The sequence below is a fragment of the Mesorhizobium sp. WSM4809 genome (assembly GCF_055811655.1).
In genome coordinates, this window is the sequence record NZ_JBVVQW010000005.1 from 365828 (window position 1) to 388208 (window position 22381).

The 22381-nt window shown below is 64.5% G+C and carries 17 protein-coding genes; 13 read left to right on the forward strand and 4 right to left on the reverse strand.

Going from position 1 to position 22381, the window contains the following annotated elements:
- Positions 1-29: 29 nt before the first annotated feature.
- Together AC0L24_RS15745 and coaA are read left to right on the forward strand one after the other, a co-directional pair.
- Positions 30-353 (forward strand): phosphoribosyl-ATP diphosphatase, encoded by a 324-nt coding sequence (locus tag AC0L24_RS15745; protein ID WP_127398493.1) that lies wholly within the window; start codon positions 30-32, stop codon positions 351-353.
- A 24-nt stretch (positions 354-377) separates the two neighbouring features.
- Positions 378-1337 carry a type I pantothenate kinase gene (gene coaA / locus AC0L24_RS15750; protein WP_127320239.1) on the forward strand — a complete coding sequence of 320 codons (960 nt, stop codon included), beginning with the start codon at positions 378-380 and terminating at the stop codon, positions 1335-1337.
- On the opposite strand, the gene AC0L24_RS15755 is transcribed toward coaA, so the two are convergent.
- The 4 genes from AC0L24_RS15755 to AC0L24_RS15770 form a co-directional block, all read right to left on the reverse strand.
- Complete coding sequence (locus AC0L24_RS15755) at positions 1324-1953, reverse strand: alpha-ketoglutarate-dependent dioxygenase AlkB family protein (protein WP_127808275.1); 630 nt, start codon at positions 1951-1953, stop codon at positions 1324-1326. The two genes, coaA and AC0L24_RS15755, sit on opposite strands and share 14 nt — an antisense overlap.
- A 102-nt stretch (positions 1954-2055) precedes the next feature.
- Entirely contained in the window at positions 2056-2529 is a 474-nt protein-coding gene (gene lysM / locus AC0L24_RS15760; RefSeq protein WP_027039967.1) for a peptidoglycan-binding protein LysM, read from the reverse strand.
- Between the two features lie 88 nt (positions 2530-2617).
- A complete protein-coding gene (gene arfB / locus AC0L24_RS15765; RefSeq protein WP_023810634.1) occupies positions 2618-3055 on the reverse strand; it encodes an alternative ribosome rescue aminoacyl-tRNA hydrolase ArfB in 438 nt (145 codons plus the stop codon).
- A gap of 84 nt (positions 3056-3139) precedes the next feature.
- Complete coding sequence (locus AC0L24_RS15770) at positions 3140-4765, reverse strand: phosphoenolpyruvate carboxykinase (RefSeq protein WP_127808273.1); 1626 nt, start codon at positions 4763-4765, stop codon at positions 3140-3142.
- Positions 4766-5108: 343 nt separating this feature from the next.
- On the opposite strand from AC0L24_RS15770, the gene AC0L24_RS15775 reads away from it, so the two are divergent.
- The 11 genes from AC0L24_RS15775 (at position 5109) to addA (ending at position 22350) form a co-directional block, all read left to right on the forward strand.
- Positions 5109-5810, forward strand: a complete 702-nt coding sequence (locus AC0L24_RS15775) for a response regulator transcription factor (RefSeq protein ID WP_013528337.1) — start codon at positions 5109-5111, stop codon at positions 5808-5810.
- A 142-nt stretch (positions 5811-5952) separates the two neighbouring features.
- Entirely contained in the window at positions 5953-7737 is a 1785-nt protein-coding gene (locus AC0L24_RS15780; RefSeq protein ID WP_127808272.1) for a sensor histidine kinase, read from the forward strand.
- Between the two features lie 73 nt (positions 7738-7810).
- Positions 7811-8263: an HPr kinase/phosphorylase gene (locus tag AC0L24_RS15785; RefSeq protein ID WP_127395509.1), complete on the forward strand. Its 453-nt coding sequence runs from the start codon at positions 7811-7813 to the stop codon at positions 8261-8263.
- Between the two features lie 164 nt (positions 8264-8427).
- Positions 8428-8829, forward strand: coding sequence for a PTS sugar transporter subunit IIA (locus tag AC0L24_RS15790; protein ID WP_010912939.1), 402 nt, complete (start codon positions 8428-8430; stop codon positions 8827-8829).
- Entirely contained in the window at positions 8826-9122 is a 297-nt protein-coding gene (locus AC0L24_RS15795) for an HPr family phosphocarrier protein (protein ID WP_027039963.1), read from the forward strand. Before AC0L24_RS15790 ends, AC0L24_RS15795 begins: the two co-directional genes overlap by 4 nt.
- 181 nt (positions 9123-9303) lie before the next feature.
- Complete coding sequence (gene ahcY, locus AC0L24_RS15800) at positions 9304-10704, forward strand: adenosylhomocysteinase (protein ID WP_023810629.1); 1401 nt, start codon at positions 9304-9306, stop codon at positions 10702-10704.
- A 199-nt stretch (positions 10705-10903) separates the two neighbouring features.
- Positions 10904-13459: a sensor histidine kinase gene (locus AC0L24_RS15805; RefSeq protein WP_127808271.1), complete on the forward strand. Its 2556-nt coding sequence runs from the start codon at positions 10904-10906 to the stop codon at positions 13457-13459.
- Positions 13460-13467: 8 nt separating this feature from the next.
- Complete coding sequence (gene tsaE, locus AC0L24_RS15810) at positions 13468-14979, forward strand: tRNA (adenosine(37)-N6)-threonylcarbamoyltransferase complex ATPase subunit type 1 TsaE (protein WP_127808270.1); 1512 nt, start codon at positions 13468-13470, stop codon at positions 14977-14979.
- Entirely contained in the window at positions 14976-15704 is a 729-nt protein-coding gene (locus AC0L24_RS15815) for a nucleotidyltransferase family protein (RefSeq protein ID WP_127808269.1), read from the forward strand. Before tsaE ends, AC0L24_RS15815 begins: the two co-directional genes overlap by 4 nt.
- Positions 15701-18835, forward strand: a complete 3135-nt coding sequence (gene addB / locus AC0L24_RS15820) for a double-strand break repair protein AddB (protein ID WP_128364692.1) — start codon at positions 15701-15703, stop codon at positions 18833-18835. The genes AC0L24_RS15815 and addB overlap by 4 nt, the downstream gene beginning before the upstream one ends.
- The gene (gene addA / locus AC0L24_RS15825; RefSeq protein ID WP_473563953.1) at positions 18832-22350 is read left to right on the forward strand and encodes a double-strand break repair helicase AddA; all 3519 of its coding nucleotides are present in this window, start codon (positions 18832-18834) and stop codon (positions 22348-22350) included. The genes addB and addA overlap by 4 nt, the downstream gene beginning before the upstream one ends.
- Positions 22351-22381: the final 31 nt, after the last annotated feature.

Here is a 22381-nt window from a genome sequence, read left to right on the forward strand (position 1 = left end):
CATGCTTAAACAAGCAGATAGATGACGCCATGACCGAGTTTTCGCTTTCCGATCTGGAAAAAATCATTGGGGAACGCGCCCATTCCGGAGATCCGGATTCGTGGACGGCAAAATTGTTCGCGCGCGGCATCGACAAGGCGGCGCAGAAGCTCGGCGAGGAGGCGGTCGAGACCGTGATTGCCGCCGTCAGGGGCGACAAACCGGCCATCGTTTCAGAAAGCGCCGATCTTATATATCATTGGCTCGTCGTTCTCGGCCTCTCCGGGGTACCGCTGAGCGACGTGCTTAGGGAACTCGAAGGCCGCACCCGGCGTTCGGGCATCGCCGAGAAGGCGTCACGGCCCAAGGGCTGACCGCGAGGAAGGGCAGGTATCTCGATGGATCAGCTCGCGCCAACCGAGAAATATTCCCCCTTTCGTTTCTTCTCCGCCGATCAATGGTCGCAATTCCGCGCCGATACCCCGCTGACGCTGAGCGCGGACGAATTCCGCCGCCTGCGCTCGCTCAACGATCCGGTCGATCTCGAAGAGGTCACGCGCATCTATCTGTCGCTGTCGCGGCTGTTGTCGGCGCATGTCGAAGCGAGCCAGCTGCTGTTTCGGCAACGCCAGGCCTTTTTCAACGCGGTCGACGTGGTCAAGACACCGTTCATCATCGGCATTGCCGGTTCGGTCGCCGTCGGCAAATCGACCACCGCACGCGTGCTGAAGGAACTGCTGGCGCGCTGGCCGTCGAGCCCCAAGGTCGATCTCATCACCACCGACGGCTTCCTGCTGCCCAACGAGGTCCTGCGCCGCGAGAACCTGATGGAGCGCAAGGGTTTCCCCGACAGCTACGATGTGGGCGCGCTGCTGCGCTTCCTGTCGGGCATCAAGTCGGCGCTGCCCGATGTCCGCGCGCCTGTCTATTCGCACCTGACTTATGACGTCATTCCCGGCGAGTTTGTCACCATCGACCGGCCCGACATATTGATCTTCGAGGGCATCAATGTCCTGCAGCCCGGCAAGCTGCCGCAGGACGGCAAGATCGTCCCTTTCCTGTCGGACTTCTTCGACTTCGCCATCTACATCGATGCCGACGAGAAGCTGATCCACAACTGGTATATTTCCCGCTTCATGCGGCTGCGTGAGACCGCCTTCCGCAATCCGGACTCCTTCTTTCACCGCTATTCGCAGCTGTCGGAGAGTTCGGCGCGCGCCATCGCCGAAGGCCTGTGGACCAACATCAATTTGAAGAATCTGCGCGAGAACATCCTGCCGACGCGGGCCCGCGCCGACTTGATCCTGCGCAAGGGCGCCGACCACCTGATCGAGGAAGTGGCGCTCAGGAAGCTGTGACGGCCGGCTCCGTCACCCGCCGCAGTGTCAGATTGATCCGCCCGCCGTTTTTCAGCAGCGCCGAGGTCGAGGGATAGATACGATCGACGCCGTGAAAGCACAGCCGCCCCTCGCCGCCGAGCACCACGACGTCACCGCTTTGCAGCCTGAACGACTTGGTGGCGCCATCACGCGTAGTCTGGCCGACTCGGAACAGGCAGTCGTCGCCGAGCGAGACGGAGACGACCGGCGCCGAAAGATCGGTCTCGTCGCGGTCCTGATGCAGGCCCATTTTTGCGTCCGGCGTGTAGAAATTGATGAGGCATGCTTCCGGCGGGTGCGAATAGCCCGAGACCTCGCGCCACAGGTCGAGCAGCGCATCCGGAATTGGCGGCCAAGGCGCCCCGGTTACCGGATGCGCCGGCTGGTAACGATAGCCGTGCTCCTTGTCGGTGACCCAGCCGAGCGGCCCGCAATTGGTCATACGCACGCTCATCTCCTTGCCGGTGCGCGGCATGGCCGGCACGAACAGCGGCGCCTGCTGCACGATCCGTCTCACCTCGTCGACCAGCTCTTCCTGCGCGCTGCGCGACAGGTAGGCCGGCATGTGGCGGACGCCTTTGGGCAGGACGAGCACGGATTCGATTACCTCTTGGATGGTTCGGAACCGTAAAAGGTCACGATCAAATGAAAACGGCGACCCGAAAGCCGCCGCTCTTGTCGAATTGGCAGCCGCCGATCAGGCGAGGTCGGGAATGCGCAGCACCTGGCCCGGATAGATCTTGTCGGGATGGGTCAGCATCGGCTTGTTGGCCTCGAATATGACCGTGTTCTTGACGCCTTGGCCCTTGCCGTAGCTTTTCTCGGCGATCTTCCAGAGATTGTCGCCCTTCTTCACGGTGTAGAAGGTGGGCTCCTTGGCGGGGGCGGCGGCCGTGCCAGGTGCTGGCGCGACCTGCAATTCGTCGGCCTGCACTTTGGAGACGCCGAGCGTGTTGCCGACGGCGATGACCGCCTTCTCGAAGATCGACTGGTCCTTGACCACACCCTTCAGCACCGCCGTGTCGCCCGTGACGACGACCTCGACGCCATCGGTGCCGAGCTTGTGCGAATCGAGCTCCTTCTTGAGTGTGTCGGCCGTGGGTGCGGCTTCGTCGTCACCGCCGATGCCCAGTTTCTTGCCGACGCTCTTGACGAAATCGAACATGCCCATCCTTGGTCTCCCTTGCTAATGGCAATGGTTGAACTTTGCATCTGCGGTCCAAAATGGGAAGTCGTTTTGCGCGTGATTGGTGTGGTGCTTAATCGTTCTCCACCCGGCCGCGCAGCTTCTTGATCGTGCCGCGCCCGGCCTTGCTCTTCAGCCGCCGTTCCACGGCACCCTTTGACGGCCGTGTCTTCTTGCGCGGCGGCGGTGGCGGTTCGGCGGCCTTGGCGACCAATGCCGTCAGCCGTGCCCGCGCATCGGCTCGGTTCTGTTCCTGGGTGCGGAAGCGGCCTGCCTCGATGACGATGACACCGTCCTTGGTGGCACGCTGGCCGGCAAGCTTGATCGTCCGCTCGCGCACGCGCTCCGACAGACCCGTTGCGTTGGCCGCGTCGAAGCGCAGTTGCACCGCCGTCGCCACCTTGTTGACGTTCTGGCCGCCGGGACCGGACGAGCGGATGAAATCCTCGTGCAGGTCGCCCGGATGGATCACCGCATCGCCTGATATGATGATGTTGTCGTCGCTCGCCATGCCGCAGTCATGGCGCGGCGGATCGAAAAAGAAAAGGCCCGATCGAACCGGGCCTTTCAACGAAAGCTGACCCCTGTGGCGCGATTACTCCGCCGCTTCCTGCATGCGCGGCGCCGCGCCCAGCACCACGGCGTCGACATGGCTTTCGAATTTCTCGAAATTGACGGCGAACATGCCGACCAGCCGTGCCGCCTGCCGGTCATAGCCGGCCTTGTCGGCCCAGGTCGCCCGGGGGTCCAGAATCATCGGGTCGAGAATGGCGCTGTCGATGCCCGGCACAACCACCGGCACCTCGAAACCGAAATGAGGGTCGGTGCGGAACTCGGCCGTCTTCAGCGAGCCGTCGAGTGCGGCTGCAAGCAAGGCGCGCGTCGCCTTGATCGGCATGCGCTTGCCGGTGCCGTAGGCGCCGCCGGTCCAGCCGGTATTGACCAGCCAGCAATCGGCGCCGTGGCGGGCAATCAGCTCGCGCAGCAGATTGCCGTATTCGGAAGGGTGGCGCGGCATGAACGGCGCACCGAAACAGGTCGAAAACGTCGCTTCGGGCTCGGTCACGCCCTTTTCGGTTCCGGCCACCTTGGCGGTGTAGCCGGACAGGAAATGATACATCGCCTGCGCCGGGGTCAGCCGCGCGATCGGCGGCATCACCCCGAACGCATCGGCGGTCAGCATGATGATGTTGTTGGGATGGTTGGCGCGGCCGGTCTTGCTGGCATTGGGGATGAAGTCCAGCGGGTAGGCGCAGCGTGTGTTCTCGGTCAGTCTTCCGTCGTTGAAATCCGGCACGCCATCAGCGTCGAGCACGACATTTTCCAGCACCGTGCCGAAGCGCTGCGTGGTGGCGAAGATTTCCGGCTCGGCTTCCGCCGACAGCTTGATCGTCTTGGCGTAGCAGCCGCCTTCGAAATTGAAGATGCCGTGCGGTCCCCAGCCATGCTCGTCGTCGCCGATCAGCGTGCGCGAGGGATCGGCCGAGAGCGTCGTCTTGCCGGTGCCCGACAGGCCGAAGAAGATGGCGGCGTCGCCGGCCGCACCCTCATTGGCCGAGCAATGCATCGGCATCACGCCTTTCGCCGGCAGCAGATAGTTGAGCATGGTGAACACCGACTTCTTCATCTCGCCGGCATAGGAGGTGCCGCCGATCAGCACGATCTTGCGCGAAAGATCGACGGCGATCACCGTTTCGGTGCGGCTGCCGTGACGAAGGGGATCGGCGCGGAAGGACGGCAGGTCGATGATCGTCATCTCAGGCACGAACTGTTCGAGTTCGGCGGCATCCGGACGGATCAGCAGATTGCGGATGAACAGCGAGTGCCAGGCAAATTCGGTGATCACCCTGGTCGGCAGCCTCGACTCCGCATCGGCGCCGCCGACCAGATCCTGGACGTATAGGTCCTTGTCCGCGGCATGCGCCTGGAAATCGGCGAGCAGCGTGTCGAACTGGGCCGGCGAGATCGCCTTGTTGTTGTCCCACCAGACATGTGGTTCGGTGGCGCCATCGCGGACGACGAACTTGTCCTTGGGCGAGCGGCCGGTGTGCTGTCCGGTCTCGGCGACCAGCGCGCCATGGGCGGTCAAGCGGGCCTCGCCGCGCCGGATCGATTCCTCATAAAGGGCAGCCGCACCGAAATTATAGCGCACCACGCCGGTGGTTTTCAGGCCGATATGATCGATCGCGCAGGCGGAATTGCGTTTGCCGACTTCCGACATCGAGTGTCCCTCTTGGATTTGCCGCATCTTTGCCGGCACGTTTCCAGCACGCCCACTACGCGGGCTGAGATGGTCAGAACCAGAAAAGGCAAATGATATCAAATCATTAATCGATTTAAATATTTTGAAAGTTGTTTAAATCGTTTATATGTGCAAAAAGTTTCGCGGTTGCCCAAAGGATTGGCGATGTACGTTCGTCCAATCCATGTCGAGGTAGGATTGTGGCCGCCGGCATGCCGCGCGTGACAGCGGACAAGGCCTATGCCACATTTTGTACCTAATTTGTCCTGCAAAAGCCCCTTCTCTACGACAGAAGGGACAGCTCATGAGGGAGCCGCTTGAAATGGCAACAATCGCGCTTGTCGATGACGACCGCAACATTCTGACATCGGTGTCGATCGCCCTGGAATCCGAGGGGTATCGCGTCGAGACCTACACGGATGGTGCGTCGGCGCTGGAAGGCCTGGCGGCACGCCCGCCGAACCTTGCCATCCTCGACATCAAGATGCCGCGCATGGACGGCATGGAACTGCTGCGCCGGATGCGCCAGAAGTCAGACCTGCCGGTGATCTTCCTGACCTCCAAGGACGACGAGATCGATGAATTGTTCGGCCTCAAGATGGGCGCCGACGATTTCATCCGCAAACCCTTCTCGCAGCGCCTGCTGGTCGAGCGGGTGCGCGCCGTGCTGCGCCGCGCCAGTGCCCGCGAGGCTGCCGCCAAGACGCCAAGCCAGCAGGCCCGCTCGCTCGAGCGCGGCCAGCTCGTCATGGACCAGGAGCGCCACACCTGCACCTGGAAAGGCGAGCCGGTGACGCTCACCGTCACCGAGTTCCTGATCCTGCATTCGCTGGCGCAGCGTCCCGGTGTCGTAAAAAGCCGTGATGCGCTGATGGATTCGGCCTATGATGAACAGGTCTATGTCGACGATCGCACCATCGACAGCCACATCAAGCGGCTGCGCAAGAAGTTCAAGGCCGTCGACGACGACTTCGAGATGATCGAAACCCTTTACGGAGTCGGATACCGGTTCCGCGAAGCGTAATGATGCATGTCGCTCAAAAGTGGTCCCGGTTTTGGGATGCCGACATGCATCAAAGCAAGGTAATCCATGTCGCCCAAAAGTGGTCCCGGTTTTGGGACAACGACATGCATCAGGCCAAGGACTAGGCGGGAGCTGCTATTCGATGGCAGTGGAAGCACAGCGAACAAGACCGGCGGGCGCCTCCAGGCGGCCGTCGCGGATCATGCCGTCCTTCGTCTCGAAGATCACGGTGCCGATGCGCCGCTTCCTTGGCCATCATATCTTTTCCAGCCTGACGCGGCGTATCCTGTTCCTCAACCTTGCCGGCCTCGCCGTCCTGGTGACCGGCATCCTCTATCTCAACACCTTCCGAGACGGGCTGATCGACGCCCGCGTCGAAAGCCTGATGACCCAGGGCGAGATCATCGCCGGTGCGATCGCCGCGTCGGCGACGGTCGAGACGGATTCGATCAGCATCGACCCGGAAAAGCTGCTTGAACTGCAGGCCGGCGAAAGCCTGGGGCCGGGCTCCGACCAGCTCGACAATCTCGACTTCCCGATCAACCCGGAGCGCGTCGCCCCGGTGCTGCGAAGGCTGATCTCGCCGACCAGGACCCGCGCCCGCATCTATGACCGCGACGCCAATCTGCTGCTCGATTCACGCCACCTCTATTCGCGTGGCCAGATCCTGCGCTACGACCTGCCGCCGGTCGAGGAGGAAGAGCCCGATCTGGTCGAGCGCATCCAGAAATTCGTCTTCGACTTCTTCCGCAACACCGAGCTGCCGGTCTATCACGAGCAGCCGGGCGGCAATGGCGCCGCTTTCCCGGAAGTGGTCAAGGCTCTCACCGGCAGCCCGTCGACCATCGTGCGCGTCAGCGAGCAGGGCGAGCAGATCGTTTCGGTGGCGGTGCCGATCCAGCGCTTTCGTGCTGTTCTGGGCGTGCTGATGCTGTCGACCGAAGGCGGCGACATCGACAAGATCGTCGCTGCCGAGCGCAAGGCGATCCTGCGCGTCTTCGGTATCGCGGCGCTTGTCACCGCCATCCTGTCGATGCTGCTTGCCTCCACCATCGCCAATCCGCTGCGCCGGCTGTCGGCGGCGGCGGTGCGGGTGCGGCGCGGCGTCAAGAGCCGTGAGGAAATTCCCGATTTTTCCGACCGTCAGGACGAGATCGGCAATCTGTCGATCGCCATACGCGACATGACCAACGCGCTCTACGCCCGCATCGAGGCGATCGAAAGCTTCGCGGCCGATGTCTCGCACGAACTGAAGAACCCGCTGACGTCGCTGCGCAGCGCGGTGGAAACCTTGCCGCTGGCCAAGAACGACGATTCGCGCGGCCGGCTGATGGATATCATCCAGCACGATGTCAGGCGGCTGGACCGGCTCATCACCGATATTTCCGACGCATCGCGCCTGGACGCGGAACTCGCGCGTGAAGATGCGGGGACGGTTGACCTGAAGAAATTCATCACCGATCTGGTCGCCGTTTCGCGCGAAGCGACGCGTAACAAGAAGGCGGTCGAGATCGAGTTCAAGGCCGCCAAACTGCCGCAGGGCGTCAAAGGCTACGTCGTCGTCGGGCATGATCTGCGCATCGGCCAGGTCATCACCAATTTGATCGAGAACGCCCGTTCCTTCGTTCCCGAGGATCATGGCCACATCAGCCTGTCGCTGGCGCGTGCCGGCAAGTTCAACATCGTCACCATCGATGATAATGGCCCCGGCATCCGGGCCGACAACATCGACCGCATCTTCGAGCGCTTCTACACGGACCGGCCGGCCGGCGAGGCATTCGGCCAGAATTCGGGCCTTGGCCTGTCGATATCCAGGCAGATCGTCGAAGCCCATGGCGGCACGCTGACCGCCGAGAACATCCCCGGCACCAAACCCGGCGAGATCAAGGGCGCGCGTTTCGTGGTCACGTTGCCGGCCGAAGCATGATCCCGAAAAATGGGAATCGGTTTTCTCGGACGAACGGTTTCGTTCGTCCAGAGTTCATGCTTCATTTAAAGGCATGATCGTGCAGCCTGAAAACATTCACGCGACAATGGTTTTGATCGGCGAGCGCGGCATTCTCGTCACCGGAGCCTCCGGTTCGGGCAAGACGACGCTGGCGCTGGCCCTCCTCGATCATTGTCGCCAGCGCGGCCTGTTCTCGCGGCTCGTCGGTGACGATCAGCTCTTTGTCGAGGCGCATGCCGGGCGGCTTCTCTGCCGCGCTCCCGCCACCATAGAAGGCCTCGTCGAGGTGCCTGGGCTCGGGCCGCGAGCGGTGCCGTTCGAGCCCGCCGCCATTGTCGACTTGCATGTCCGCCTGACGCCGGCCGGTGAAACGGCACGCTTTCAGGAGGATGCCGACACCAGCATCGCCGGCTGTCGGGTGCCGCGCATCGATGCGGTCGAACGCAACGTCGCTGCCGCCTTGCCGGTCGTGATGGCGCGGCTGTCGATCGCGCCTTTTCTATGATCCGTTCCGGGTTTTTTGCTGCAATGCGTCAAAATGGCATGTGCCTGCGCAATTTTGGGCTTGTCAACGGGCCGTGCGTCGACAAGATAGCGCTCCCGCCGCCTGGATTGGCTGGCGAGCATAAAATGCGCCTGTGAAGCGGCGATGACGGGAGCCACCAAAGAATGATCGGACTCGTGCTTGTAACGCACGGTCAACTGGCCACCGAGTTCCGACATGCCGTCGAACATGTCGTCGGGCCACAAGACAATTTCGAAACCGTGGCGATCGGTGCCGACGACGATATGGAGCAGCGTCGCCGCGACATCGTCGACGCTGTTGCCCGTGTCGATACCGGGGCGGGCGTTATCGTGCTGACCGACATGTTCGGCGGCACGCCCTCCAACCTTGCCATCTCGGTGATGGAATCCGGCCGCACCGAGGTGATCGCCGGCATGAACCTGCCGATGCTGATCAAGCTCTCCTCGATCCGCAAGGGCGACAATATGGCCGCCGCGCTCGATGAGGCTCAGGCCGCCGGCCGCAAATACATCAATGTCGCCAGCCAGCTCCTGAGCAGCAAATGACCGCGCTGTCCCCGGAAAAAGACCAAATTGTCCGGGATTTTCCCATCATCAACCAACGTGGCCTTCATGCGCGCGCTTCGGCGAAGTTTGTCCAGCTGGCCAGCGGCTTCGATGCCTCGGTGCATGTCGAGAAGGATGGCGTCAAGGTCGGCGGCACCTCGATCATGGGCCTGATGATGCTGGCGGCAAGCCCCGGCTATTCGATCCGCGTCACCGCGAGCGGGCCGGAAGCCCGGCAGGTCATCGACGCCCTGGAGCAGCTGGTGGCGTCCCGCTTTGGCGAGGAATGCTGATCAGGTAGAGCGCCGATGCGTGTCTGAGAGACATGCAGGGATAAAGATTTCTTTATATCCCATTGTCGTCCTTGCTCCGATCTGCTAGTCAGGCCGGCAATTCGCGCCCTTCGACGCGCCGACCGGCGCGGGCGTGCCCGCAACAAATTCGCAAGCACAACATTCGCATCGGAGTACTGCCATGACGGGTAGCAAGGACTATGTGGTCGCCGACATCTCGCTTGCCGGCTGGGGCCGCAAGGAACTCGAGATCGCCGAAACCGAAATGCCGGGCCTGATGGCCTGCCGTGAGGAATTCGGTCCCAAGCAGCCGCTCAAGGGCGCGCGCATCACCGGCTCGCTGCACATGACGATCCAGACGGCGGTGCTGATCGAGACGCTGAAGGAGCTGGGCGCCGATATCCGCTGGGCCTCCTGCAACATCTTCTCGACCCAGGACCATGCGGCCGCGGCCATCGCCGAAGCCGGCATCCCGGTGTTCGCCGTCAAGGGCGAGTCGCTCGAGGAGTATTGGGACTACACCGACAAGATCTTCCAGTGGGCCGACGGCGGCCTCTCCAACATGATCCTCGATGATGGCGGCGATGCCACCATGTACATCCTGATCGGCGCCCGCGCCGAGGCCGGCGAGGATGTGCTGTCCAACCCGCAGAGCGAGGAAGAGGAATACTTCTACGCCCAGGTCAAGAAGCGCCTGAAGGCTTCGCCCGGCTTCTTCACCAAGCAGAAGGCGGCGATCCGCGGCGTCACCGAAGAGACGACCACCGGCGTCAACCGGCTCTATCAGCTGCAGAAGAAGGGCCTGCTGCCCTTCCCCGCCATCAACGTCAACGACTCGGTCACCAAGTCGAAGTTCGACAACAAATATGGCTGCAAGGAATCGCTGGTCGACGGCATCCGCCGCGGCACCGACACGATGATGGCCGGCAAGGTCGCTGTCGTGTGCGGTTATGGCGACGTCGGCAAGGGCTCGTCGGCCTCGCTCAAGGGCGCCGGCGCCCGCGTCAAGGTCACCGAGGTCGATCCGATTTGCGCGCTGCAGGCGGCGATGGACGGGTTTGAAGTCGTCACGCTGGAAGATGCGGCCCCCACCGCCGACATCGTCATCACCACCACCGGCAACAAGGATGTCGTCACCCTCGACCATATGCGCTCGATGAAGGACATGGTCATCGTCGGCAACATCGGCCACTTCGACAATGAGATCCAGGTCGCCGCGCTGCGCAATTTGAAATGGACCAACGTCAAGCCGCAGGTCGACATGATCACCTTCGCGGACGGCAAGCGGATGATCCTTTTGTCGGAAGGGCGGCTGCTCAATCTCGGCAACGCCACAGGCCACCCGAGCTTCGTCATGTCGGCATCCTTCACCAACCAGGTGCTGGCGCAGATCGAACTCTACACCAAGCCCGGCCAGTACGAGAACCAGGTCTATGTCCTGCCCAAGCATCTCGACGAAAAGGTCGCGCGCCTGCATCTCGACAAGCTCGGCGCCCGTCTGACCGAACTGTCGGGTGAACAAGCCGCCTATATCGGCGTCACGCCGCAGGGCCCGTTCAAGCCGGAACACTACCGCTATTAACCAAAGCTAAAATTACTACCAGATATTGAGGTCGGGCGATTGACTTTTCGCCCGGCCTTATTTTTGCGCGCCATCAGCCTTCACGGCGATTCGGCGAGGGGTTATTGTCAGGTGATTCGGCGATGCTTCCAGCCCGAGAGGGTCAAGAGAGGCACGCATCAGGGCGGTCTTGCATTCAGGCGGCGGAGAGGACCAAGACATGCCGGGGCAACACCCGCACAGAGCGGGACGGGCCGTTTCCGGCGGCCATGACGATTCGGGGATTGCTGGCTCCGCCCTGGAAGGCGGGAGCCTGTCCTGGCGCGCCCGTGCGTCGACATTCCTTGCCACCTCCGCGCTCGCGGGCCCCTTGGCTGGCGCCGTCGCGCATGCCGAAACCGCTGCTGCCAGCGTCGCGGGACTGTCGGTGAGCGCCATCGAGGTCATGCAGCTTGCCGTGTTCGTCGGCGTGACGGGTGCCGCACTGATATCGGCCATCGTTCTCATCCGCGAAAGAGCCCGCACCTCGGCGGAGAATGTCGAACTCAGGAGCCGCCTCGCCGACATCAACGCGGCGCTCCGCCGCTCCGAGGCGCTGCTCAATCTCCGTGACCAGCGCGTGGTCGTCTGGGCCGCGGAAAACAAGAAGCCCGAGCTTATCGGCACATTGCCCGTCGAAAGCGGCGCTCCCGAGGATAGGGCCGCTTTTCTCGCTTTCGGCCGCTGGCTGATGCCGCGTTCGGCGGCGGCACTCGAACATGCCGTCGCGGGATTGCGCGAGAAGGCCAAACCCTTCGACCTCGTCATCGAATCGCAGGCCGGTGCGCCGCTCGAAGTGCATGGCCGCAAGAGTGCCGCGCATGTGCTCGTGCGTTTCGTCTCGCTCTCGGAGACGCAGCGCAGCCAGGCCAGGCTGAAGATCGAGAACCAGCGGCTGGCCGCCGACCACGACACGATGATCGGCCTGCTCGACGCGCTGAACATGCCGGCATGGCTCCGCGGCGAGGGTGGCGGGCTGAAGTGGGTCAACCGCGCCTATGCCGATGCCGTCGAAGCCGAAAATGCCGAAGCCGCGGTCCGGGAGAAAAAAGAGTTCCTCGGCGGCCAGGCGCGCGATGCGATTGCCGCCCAGCACAAGACGCATCCGGTTTTCGAGCAGTCGCTGTCCACCGTGATCGAAGGTGACCGCCGTGTGTTCGCGGTCACCGATTTCGCCGGCAGCGATGGCTCGGCCGGCCTTGCCTGTGACACCAGTGCCATTGAGGCCGTTCGCGGCGAATACGAACGGACGGTGCGAAGCCACGCCGACACGCTCGACCAGCTCAACACGGCAGTCGCCATTTTCGACACCGACGAGAAGCTGCGGTTCTTCAATCAAGCCTTCCAGAAGCTTTGGGGGCTGGACGCCGGCTTCCTGCACAGCGCACCCGACAATGCCTTGCTGCTCGACCGGCTGCGCAGCGAAGGCAAGATCGCCGAACAGCCTGAATGGCGCCGCTGGAAGGAAGGCCTGCTCGGCGCCTATCGCGCCGTCGAATCCCAGGAACATTGGTGGCATCTGCCGGATGGCAAGACCATTCGCGTCGTCGCCAATCCGCAGCCCAAGGGCGGCGTGACCTGGGTGTTCGAGAACCTGACCGAGAAGATGGACCTCGAAAGCCGCTACCAGACAGCCGTGCGGGTTCAGGGCGAGACGCTCGACAATCTTGCCGAAGGCGTGGCGGTGTTCGGACCCGACGGCAGGCTCCGGCTGTCGAATCCTGCCTTTGCCACTCTCTGGGGATTGAGCGGTGAAGCGGCCAAGCCCAGTGTCCACGTGTCGACGATACGTGACCTCTGCGACCGGCAGGCCGCGGACAGCCCCTGGCCCAGCTTCGTTGCCGCCATCACCGGCTTTGACGACGAGCGCCGCGACCGCCACGGACAGACCGAGCTCAACAACGGCAATGTGCTGAGTTACGCCATGATCCCGCTGCCCAACGGGCAGGTGATGATGACCTTCGTCGACGTGACCGACAGCGTCCATGTAGAGCGGGCGCTGAAGGACAAGAACGAGGCGCTGCAAAAATCCGACCAGCTCAAGAACGAATTCGTCCAGCACGTCTCCTATGAACTGCGCTCGCCGCTGACCAACATTATCGGCTTCACCGAACTCCTGTCGCAGCCCACGACCGGTCCGCTGACGCAGAAACAGCGCGAATATGTCGAGCATGTCAGCTCGTCCTCCGCGGTCCTGCTCACCATCGTCAACGATATCCTCGACCTGGCGACGGTGGACGCCGGCATCATGCAGCTCGACATTTCCGAGGTGCAGGTCGATCGCACCATCGCCGCTGCGGCCGAACTGGTGGCCGACCGGCTGGAAGAGCATTCGATCAGTCTCCAGGTGGACGCCATCGCGGCGCCGAAGACGTTTCACGGCGATGAGGTCCGCGTCCGCCAGATCCTCTACAATCTGCTCAGCAACGCCGCCAATTACGCCCCGGAAGCCAGCATCATCCGGCTCACATGCCGCCATCTGGCGGATGGGGTGGAATTCTCGGTTCATGACGATGGTCCCGGCATGCCGCCGGATGTGCTCGATTCGGTGTTCCGCCGTTTCGAGCCGCGCGCCAATGGCGGCCGCCGGCGCGGCGCCGGCCTCGGCCTGTCGATCGTCAAGAGCTTCGTCGAGCTGCATGGCGGCAGCGTTCGCATCGAAACCGGCAAGGACAAGGGCACGACCGTCATCTGCACCTTTCCAGACATGCCGGGCATCCGCGCCGCGGCCGAGTAGCGCGCTCGATGACGGGATTGGTGCTGGAGCGTTTACTCGCCGACGAAACACACACAGCGCGGCTGGGCGAGGATCTTGCGCTGTCGCTGCGCCCAGGCGACGTGCTTGCCCTCAAGGGCGATCTCGGCGCCGGCAAGTCGACGCTGGCGCGGGCCTTGATCAGGACCTTGGCCGACGATGCCGGCCTCGAGGTTCCGAGTCCGACCTTCACGCTGGTGCAGAGCTACGACACCCGCATTCCGGTCCATCATTTCGATCTATACCGCCTGTCCTCGGCGGACGAGCTCGATGAGCTTGGGTTCGACGAAGCCCTGGCGCAGGGTGCTGCTTTGGTCGAATGGCCGGAACGGGCGGAAGCCCATCTGCCGAAAACCACGGTCCTGATCGAGCTCGTCCAGCATGGCGACGGCCGGCTGGCGCGATTGTCAGGCCAGGGTGATGCCTTCGATCGGGCGGCACGATCGCTGGCCATGCGCGACTTTCTTGTGAACGCCGGCTGGGGGGAAGCGCAGCGCCGCCATTTCATCGGCGATGCTTCGGCCCGCTCCTACGAGATCGTTTCGTTGCCGGACCAAAAGCCTCGGGTCTTGATGAACTCGCCACGGCTGGTTCTCGGTCCGCCTGTGCGCGACGGCAAGCCCTATGCCGAGATCGCGCATACCGCTCAGTCGGTCTCCGCCTTCGTCGCCATCGACCGCGCCTTGAAGGAAGGTGGCGTCAGCGTTCCGCAAATCCATGCCGAGGACCAGGAGCAAGGTTTCCTGCTGCTCGAACATCTTGGTTCCGAAGGTTTCCTCGGCGGCGATGGCCAGCCGCTGGCCGAGCGTTGCGCAGCGGCGGCCGAGCTGCTGGCCATGATGCATGGCAGGGCCTGGCCGCAGCGCCTGGAAACAGGGCAAGGCGGCTTCCACGATGTGCCGCCTTTCGACCGCGATGCCATGATGATCGAAGCCGATCTGCTGGTCGATTGGTACGTGCCGGCGATATCGGGCAGCCCGGCAAGCGACAGCTTGCGCGCCGGCTACCACAAGCAATGGAACGCACTCCTCGACCGGCTGCAGGGCCGCGAGGTCACGCTGATGCTGCGCGACTTCCATTCGCCCAACATCATCTGGCGCGGCGACCGTTCAGGGCATGATCGATTGGGCATTGTCGATTTCCAGGATGCGCTGATCGGCCCTTGCGCCTATGACGTCGCCTCGCTCGCTATGGACGCGCGGGTCACCATCTCGCCCGAGATCGAGAAACAGACGCTGGATGCCTATGTCACGGCGCGCCACGCAGCCGGGGCTTTCGACGAAGCAAGCTTCCTGGAATCCTACGCCGTCATGGCGGCGCAGCGAAACTCCAAGATACTCGGTATCTTCGTTCGCCTCGAAAAACGCGACGGCAAGCCCTATTATCTGAAGCACCTGCCGCGCATCCGCGACTATCTGCGCCGGGCTCTGTCTCATCCGGCGCTGGCAAGCCTGCGCGAGTTCTACGACGCCCACGGTTTGCTGGAGGAGCGAGCGCTGTGACAGCAAGACCGGACACCGCCATCGTACTTGCCGCCGGGCTTGGCAAACGCATGCGGCCGATCACCGACACCATTCCCAAGCCACTGGTCAAGATTGCCGGCAAGACGTTGCTCGACTGGAGCCTCGACAGCCTGGCCGCCGCCGGCGTCGCGAAGGCCGTGGTCAACGTCCACTACTTTCCCGAACAGATCGTCGCCCATGTCACTGCCCGCCGCGCGCCAAACATCGTCATTTCTGACGAGAGCGAACAACTGCTCGATTCCGCCGGCGGCATCGTCAAGGCGTTGCCCGAACTGGGCGATCAGCCCTTCTACATCCTCAACGCCGACACGTTCTGGATCGATGACGGTCCTCTCAATCTCCAGCGCCTCGCCCTTGCATGGGACGCGGCGAAAATGGATATTCTGCTGATGCTGGCGGATCTCCAACAGGCGACCGGACACTGCGGCAGCACCGATTTCCTGGTGGCGCCGGATGGCGGCTTGCGGCGTTCGCAAGGCGACCCGGCGGGGCTGATCTATGCCGGGGCGGCGATCGTCCATCCGCGCCTGTTCGAGGGTGCACCGGCCGGGCCGCACTCGCTCAACGCCTATTTCGATTCCGCCATCGCGGCCGGCCGCCTGTTCGGCATGCCCATGCATGGCCACTGGGTCACCGTCGGCACGCCCGATGCCGTACCGCTCGCGGAAGCGGCGGTCGCCGGCGCGCTCATCGAGTCGCAATGAGCGGCTCCAGCCGCGTTTTCTCGATCCCGCCCGGAGCGCCGTTTCTGCCGACGCTTGCCGAGGCGCTGCTTGCCGGTCGCCTTGTTCCGGGGTTTCGATTTGACGGCGACCCGCTCGCTTTGGCCGATGTCACCATCTATGTGCCGACACGCCGTGCCGCGCGTGCCTTGCGGGGTGTCTTCGTCGACAGCCTGGCGGCACGCGGCGGCGGCGGCTCGGCAATCCTGCCGGTCATCCGGCCGCTCGGCGAGTTCGACGAAGATGAGGCCGCGTTCGAGACCGAGGCATCGGCGGCCATCGATCTCGCGCCGCCGATTTCGGCAACCGAACGCCTGTTGCTGCTGACGCCGCTGGTGCGCGCCTGGAAACGCCGGCTGCCGGCACATGTCGCCGCCCTCTTTGCCGAGGAGATCGTCATCCCGGCTTCCACCGCCGACGCGATCTGGCTGGCGCGCGATCTCGCCCGGCTGATGGACGAGATCGAGACGGAAGGAACGGACTGGGCCAAGCTCACCGATCTGGTGACCGGCAACCTTGCCGGATGGTGGCAGGTGACCCTCGAATTCCTCGGCATCGTCACCGAAGCCTGGCCGAAATTCCTCGCGGAAAGCGACCGCTCCAATCCGGCCGCGCATCGCAGCGCGCTGATCCGCGCCGAGGCGGCGCGGCTGCTGCGCAATCCGCCCGCTGGCCCGGTCATCGCCGCAGGGTCGACCGGCTCGATCCCCGCCACGGCTGAACTGCTTGCCGCCATCGCGCGCCTGCCCGGCGGCGCCATTGTGCTGCCGGGTCTCGACCGAACGCTGGACGAAGCGTCATTCCAGGCGATTGCCGCGCCCGGCGCGCGTCCAGCTGTGCTCGGCCACCCGCAATATGGCCTGGCCAGGCTGATAGGCAAGATCGGCGTATTGCGCGGCGACGTCGAGGAGATTGGCGTGGCCGAACCGCGACTTGCGCTTCGCGCCGCTCTTGTCGGCGAAGCGCTGCGGCCGGCCGAAACCACCGAACTCTGGGCCGAGACACGTGCGGGCTTCCCGGCGTCCCACATTGCCGGCGCCTTCGCCGAGGTGACCCTGCTCGAAGCTGCCAGCGAACGTGATGAAGCTGTCGCCATCGCCGTCGCGCTCAAGCGCGCGGTCGAACAGCCCGGCCAAAGGGCGGCTCTCGTCACCGGCGATCGCGCATTGGCACGGCGCGTCTCGATCGAGCTCCAGCGCTTCGGCGTCGTCGCCGACGATTCCGGTGGCACGCCGCTCGCCAACACCCCGGCGGCCAGCCTGCTCAGGCTGGCGCTCGAGGCATTGTTCAGGCCAGGCGATCCGGTTGGCCTGCTGTCGCTGCTCAAGCATCCGCTGCTTGGCCTCGGCCTCGAACGGGCCGATGTGCGCCACGCGGCGGAACTCGTCGAGCTGGTGGCGCTGCGCGGCGGCACCGGCCGCCCAGACATCGTTTCGCTGCCGGAACTGTTCGAGGCCCGCCTCACCGGCCTGGGCGGCGGCAGTCGACAGCCCTTCTGGTTTTCCCGGCTGACCGTGCGCTCCATCGAAACTGCCCGGAATTTGCTTGAACGTCTCAAGCAAGCGCTGGCGCCGCTCGCAGCCTTCCGCGGCCGGGATGACGCCAACCTTGCCGCGCTTGTCAGGGCCAGTGTCGTCTCACTCGAAAATCTCGGCCGCACCGCCGACGGTGGTCTTGGCGAGCTCTATGCCGGTGACGCCGGTGAAAAGCTTGCCGAACTGCTGCGCGGGCTGGTCTCGGCTTCGGCTTCACTGTCCTTCGCGGCGACCGAGTGGCCCGATATCATGGCGGCGCTGATCGCGCCTGAAACGGTCAAGCCGGCACAAGGCACCGACCGGAACATCGCCATCTGGGGTGCGCTGGAAGCCCGATTGCAGACCGTCGACACGCTGGTCATCGGCGGGCTCAACGAGGGCGTATGGCCGCGCAAGCCCGAGAGCGACCGCTTCATGTCGCGGCTGATGAAGACCGGCATCGACCTCGAACCGCCCGAGCGGCGCATCGGCCTTGCCGCGCATGATTTCCAGATGGCCATGGGCGCTGGGAAAGTGGTGCTGTCCCGCTCGGCGCGTGCCGGCGACGCCCCCGCCGTGCCGTCGCGCTGGCTGCAGCGGCTGCTGACCTTCATCGGCAGCGACCAGGCAGCGGAGCTGCGCCGGCGTGGCGACGAACTGCTCGCCTGGGCGCGCGCGCTGGATACCGGCCCAAGGCAGGATTTCGCGCCACGGCCGCAGCCGAAGCCGCCGCTGTCGGTGCGCCCGACGCATTTCTCGGTCACCGAGATCGAGACCCTGCGCCGTGACCCCTACGCCGTCTATGCGAGACGCATCCTTGGCCTGATGCCGCTCGATCAGGTCATCCGCGATCCTGGTGCGGCCGAGCGCGGCACGCTGTTTCACGCCATCCTGCACCTGTTCTCAGGCAGTGTCGCCGATCCGCGCACCCCCGAGGCGCTCGCCGGCCTTATCGCCGCCGGCCGCGCCTGTTTTGCCGAGGCCGCGCTTCCGGCCGATGTCGAGGCGGTGTGGTGGCCACGTTTCGAGAAACTCGCCGCCAACATCATCGAGTGGGAGCGCACGCGCGCCGATGCGGTGACAAGGCGTTATGCCGAGGAGCGCGCCGGCAAGACCGTTGTCGGCCAGTCCGGCGTGACTCTGTCCGGCTACGCCGACCGGGTCGACCTTTTGGCCGGTGGCATGGCCGACATACTGGATTACAAGACCGGTTCCTCGCCGTCCAAGGCGCAGGCGCACACACTGCTAGCGCCGCAACTGGCGCTGGAGGGTGCGCTGCTCAGGCGCGGCGCCTTCAAGGATTTAGGCGCGCGCGAGCCCTCTCAACTGGCCTTCATCAGGCTGAAGCCGAATGGCGAGGTGTTCGAGGAATCCATCCTCGAACACAATCGCCAGCCGCGGACCGCGACCGATCTTGCCGAAGAGGCCTGGGCGCGGCTGGAAAAGCTGTTGATCCACTATGCCGATCCTGCGACGGGTTATCTGTCGCGCGCGCTGCCGTTCCGCGAAGGCGAGACTGATGGCGACTACGACCATCTTGCCCGCGTGCTCGAATGGTCGGCAGGCGGCGATGCCGGTGACGAGGGAGGAGAGGCATGAAAAAGGCCTATCCGATCCCCAGCGACACCGCGACCAGCCAGGCCCGCGCCGCCGATCCCGGCAATTCCGCCTGGGTGTCGGCGAATGCCGGATCCGGCAAGACCCATGTGCTGGCCCAGCGCGTCATCCGGCTGCTGCTGCGCGGCACCGATCCGTCGAAGATACTGTGCCTGACCTATACGCGCGCCGCCGCCGCCAACATGTCCAACCGGGTGTTCTCGACACTGTCGGAGTGGACGACGCTTGGTGACGCGGATCTGGCGGCAAAGGTCGAGGCTCTGGAGGGGCGCCGGCCCGATCTCGAGACCATGCGCCGGGCGCGGCGCCTGTTCGCCGAGGCGCTGGAAACACCCGGCGGGCTGAAGATCCAGACCATCCATGCCTTCTGCGAATCGGTGCTGCACCAGTTCCCGCTGGAAGCCAACATCCCGGCCCATTTCGAGATGCTCGACGGCCAGATGGAAGCCTCGCTGTTTGCCGCGGCGCGCCGCGAGATGATTTCGGGCACATCCGCCGGCGACAGGGATCTGGCCGAGGCTTTTGCCGCCATTCTCGATCGGGGCGGCGAAGCCGGGCTCGACGCCTTGCTGGGTGAGATCGTGCGCAAGCGCGACGGCTTGCGCAATTTCATCGACGCCGTCGGGCGTGATGGCACGCGCTTCCAGGCCCTGTTCGACGAATTCCATTTCCATCCAGGCCAGACGGCCGAGGGCATAGCCGCTTCGGTATGGCCGTTGCCGGGTTTCCTGCCCGACTATTTTGCCGGCTTCGCCCACGCAGCCGAGGCCACCGACGCCAGATCGGTGCTGAACAACATCCTGCCCTATGCGCGGCAGGCTTTCGCCGAGGGCGATCCCATTCGGCGCCTGCAACTGCTGGCGCGAGCCTTCCTCAAGACCGATGGCGACGCCTACGACCCGGCAAAGGCCTTCAGGAAGGCCCTGGTCGACCGGCTGCCGGATCTGGCGGAGCGCTATCTCTCGGCCGCCAATGCCATCGTCGAAACCACCGACCGGCTGGCCCTGTTCCGGATGCTGGAGGGTACAAGAGCGGCGCTGACCATCGCCGACTGGCTGATCGCCCGCTACGAAATGCTGAAGCGCAGCCGCGGCTTTCTCGATTTCAACGACCTGATCACCCGCACCGTCAACCTGCTGGCGCGGCCAGACGCCGGCCCATGGGTGCAATACAAGCTTGACCAGGGCATCGACCATATCCTGCTCGACGAGGCGCAGGACACCAGCCCCGATCAATGGGAAGTGGTGAAGCGGCTGGCGGAAGAATTCTTTGCCGGCTTTGGCGCGCGCGACAGGGTCCATCGCACGGTCTTCGCCGTCGGCGACGAGAAGCAGTCGATCTATTCGTTCCAGGGTGCCGCCCCGGACTCCTTCGCCGACAGCCGGCTGTTGTTCGCCGGACGGGTGCGCGACGCCGAGGCGTCCTTTGCCGACCTCAAGCTGACCTGGTCGTTCCGCTCGACCGACGATGTTCTGACCGCGGTCGACCGCGTCTTTGCCGACGCGAGCGTGCGGCGCGGCATCAGCCATGATCCCGATCCGCTGCGCCACCAGGCGATCCGCACCGACGCACCGGGCTATGTCGAGGTGTGGCCGTCAGTCGGCGCCGATGTGGTCGACGAGCCCGACGACTGGACGCAAGCCATCGATCATGCGCATGCGCCGGCGGTGCGCGTGGCCGAGAACGTCGCCGCCACCATCGCCGGCTGGATCGGCAGTGGCGAAATCGTCGAAGGCCGCGGCAAGCGGCTGCGGCCGGGCGACGTGCTGGTGCTGGTGCGCAAGCGCGATCGCTTCGTCCATGCGCTGACCCGCGCACTCAAACGCCGCGACATTCCGGTCGCCGGCGCCGACCGGCTGAGCCTGCCTGGACACATCGCGGTCAAGGACCTGATTGCGCTCGGTCATCTCCTCATCCAGCCGCAGGACGATCTGTCGCTTGCCGCCGTGCTGCGCAGTCCGATCTTCGATCTGCCGGAAGAGACGCTTTTCACGCTCGCCGCGCAGAGGCCGTCCGGCTTGTCGCTGATCGCGTCGCTGCGACAGCACGCCGGCGACAGCGAGAGACTGGCGAAGATCGTCGCCCAGGTCGACATCTGGACGAACGAGGCCGCCTTCAAACCGGTGTTCGAGTTCTACGCCGGGCTGCTGGCGCGTGATGGCGTGCGCCGCAAGATGATCGCGCGGCTCGGGCCCGAAGCCGGCGACATCCTCGACGAGTTCCTCAGCTTCTGCCTGGCCGAGGAACGGACCGGCCTGCCGGGGCTTGAAGCCTTCCTGTCGACGCTGGAAAACGCCGGTCCCGAGATCAAGCGCGAGATGGACCAGACCCGCGACGAGGTCCGGGTCATGACCGTGCATGCCGCCAAGGGGCTGGAAGCGCCGGTCGTGTTCCTGGTCGATGGCGGTTCCGCCCCGTTCAGTGACCAGCATCTGCCGCGCCTGATGCCCGTCGATGGCTCCGGCGCGAATTGGGACGGCAAGGGCTATCTCTGGCGCTCTGCCAGCGACGTCGCCAACGGCTTTTCCAAAGCAGCGGCGGCGCGGGCACGGGAACTCGCCGACGACGAATACCGCCGGCTGCTCTATGTCGGCATGACCCGTGCCGAGGACCGGCTGATCGTCTGCGGCTATCACGGCAAGCGGGCGCCGAACGCCGGCACCTGGCACTCGATCGTCAGCCGCGCGCTGATCGGCGCTCCGGAGAGCGAACAGCGTCCGCATCCCCCCGGTGGCGAACCGGTGCATCGTTTCCATGTCACCAAGCTGCCGCCCGTCGCACTGGCTTCCAGCGAGCAGGCGCGGCCGACAGATGCTTTCGGACCTTTGCCGTCGACCCTGTTTCGGCCCTTGCCGCCGTTCGAGGATCTGCCGCGTCCGCTCTCGCCATCGGGCCCCTCGGCGCTGATCGACGAAGGCAAGGAAGCTGTGGTCGACAAGGCGTCTCCGGTGCTGGACGCCGATGCCGAGCCGGGCTTTGCCGTGCTGCGCGGGCTTGCCCTGCACAAACTGCTGCAGATGCTGCCCGGCATTGCCGAGCCCGAACGCCAGCGCGCGGCGGAGCGCTATCTCTTGCGAACGGGCGCGGACTGGCCGCCGTCAGAGCGCGAAAAAACCCTGGCGGCGGTGACATCAATCCTTGCCGACGTCGGCTTCGGTCAGCTGTTTGCACCATCGTCACGTGCCGAGGTCGCGATCATGGGCAGCCTGGAAGTAAAGGGCAAAAAGCGCTCGATTTCCGGCAAGATCGACCGTTTGGCGGTGACGCCGGACACGGTATCGATTGTCGACTACAAGACCAACCGGCCGGCGCCCGCCACTCTAGCCGAGGTGCCGCCAGCTTACCTGCTCCAGCTCGCGCTCTATCGCGCCCTGTTGCAGCCGCTCTATCCCGGCCGCACGGTAAAGGCGGCCCTGCTGTTCACCGAGGCGCCGCGGCTGATCGAGCTGCCGGCCGGTGCCATGGACGACGCCCTTGCCCGACTCACGGGAGCGTGACACAACACCTGCTTGAAGAAGGGCGCGATCG

Excerpts from the sequence above, each read along its gene's own strand:
- AC0L24_RS15745 (WP_127398493.1), top strand. The coding sequence starts at position 30 with ATGACCGAGTTTTCGCTTTCCGATCTGGAAAAAATCATTGGGGAACGC.
- AC0L24_RS15785 (WP_127395509.1), top strand. The coding sequence starts at position 7,811 with ATGATCGTGCAGCCTGAAAACATTCACGCGACAATGGTTTTGATCGGC.
- lysM (WP_027039967.1), bottom strand. The coding sequence starts at position 2,529 with ATGGGCATGTTCGATTTCGTCAAGAGCGTCGGCAAGAAACTGGGCATC.
- addA (WP_473563953.1), top strand. The coding sequence starts at position 18,832 with ATGAAAAAGGCCTATCCGATCCCCAGCGACACCGCGACCAGCCAGGCC.
- AC0L24_RS15775 (WP_013528337.1), top strand. The coding sequence starts at position 5,109 with ATGGCAACAATCGCGCTTGTCGATGACGACCGCAACATTCTGACATCG.
- arfB (WP_023810634.1), bottom strand. The coding sequence starts at position 3,055 with ATGGCGAGCGACGACAACATCATCATATCAGGCGATGCGGTGATCCAT.
- AC0L24_RS15770 (WP_127808273.1), bottom strand. The coding sequence starts at position 4,765 with ATGTCGGAAGTCGGCAAACGCAATTCCGCCTGCGCGATCGATCATATC.
- tsaE (WP_127808270.1), top strand. The coding sequence starts at position 13,468 with ATGACGGGATTGGTGCTGGAGCGTTTACTCGCCGACGAAACACACACA.
- AC0L24_RS15805 (WP_127808271.1), top strand. The coding sequence starts at position 10,904 with ATGCCGGGGCAACACCCGCACAGAGCGGGACGGGCCGTTTCCGGCGGC.
- coaA (WP_127320239.1), top strand. The coding sequence starts at position 378 with ATGGATCAGCTCGCGCCAACCGAGAAATATTCCCCCTTTCGTTTCTTC.
- addB (WP_128364692.1), top strand. The coding sequence starts at position 15,701 with ATGAGCGGCTCCAGCCGCGTTTTCTCGATCCCGCCCGGAGCGCCGTTT.
- AC0L24_RS15790 (WP_010912939.1), top strand. The coding sequence starts at position 8,428 with ATGATCGGACTCGTGCTTGTAACGCACGGTCAACTGGCCACCGAGTTC.
- AC0L24_RS15780 (WP_127808272.1), top strand. The coding sequence starts at position 5,953 with ATGGCAGTGGAAGCACAGCGAACAAGACCGGCGGGCGCCTCCAGGCGG.
- ahcY (WP_023810629.1), top strand. The coding sequence starts at position 9,304 with ATGACGGGTAGCAAGGACTATGTGGTCGCCGACATCTCGCTTGCCGGC.
- AC0L24_RS15795 (WP_027039963.1), top strand. The coding sequence starts at position 8,826 with ATGACCGCGCTGTCCCCGGAAAAAGACCAAATTGTCCGGGATTTTCCC.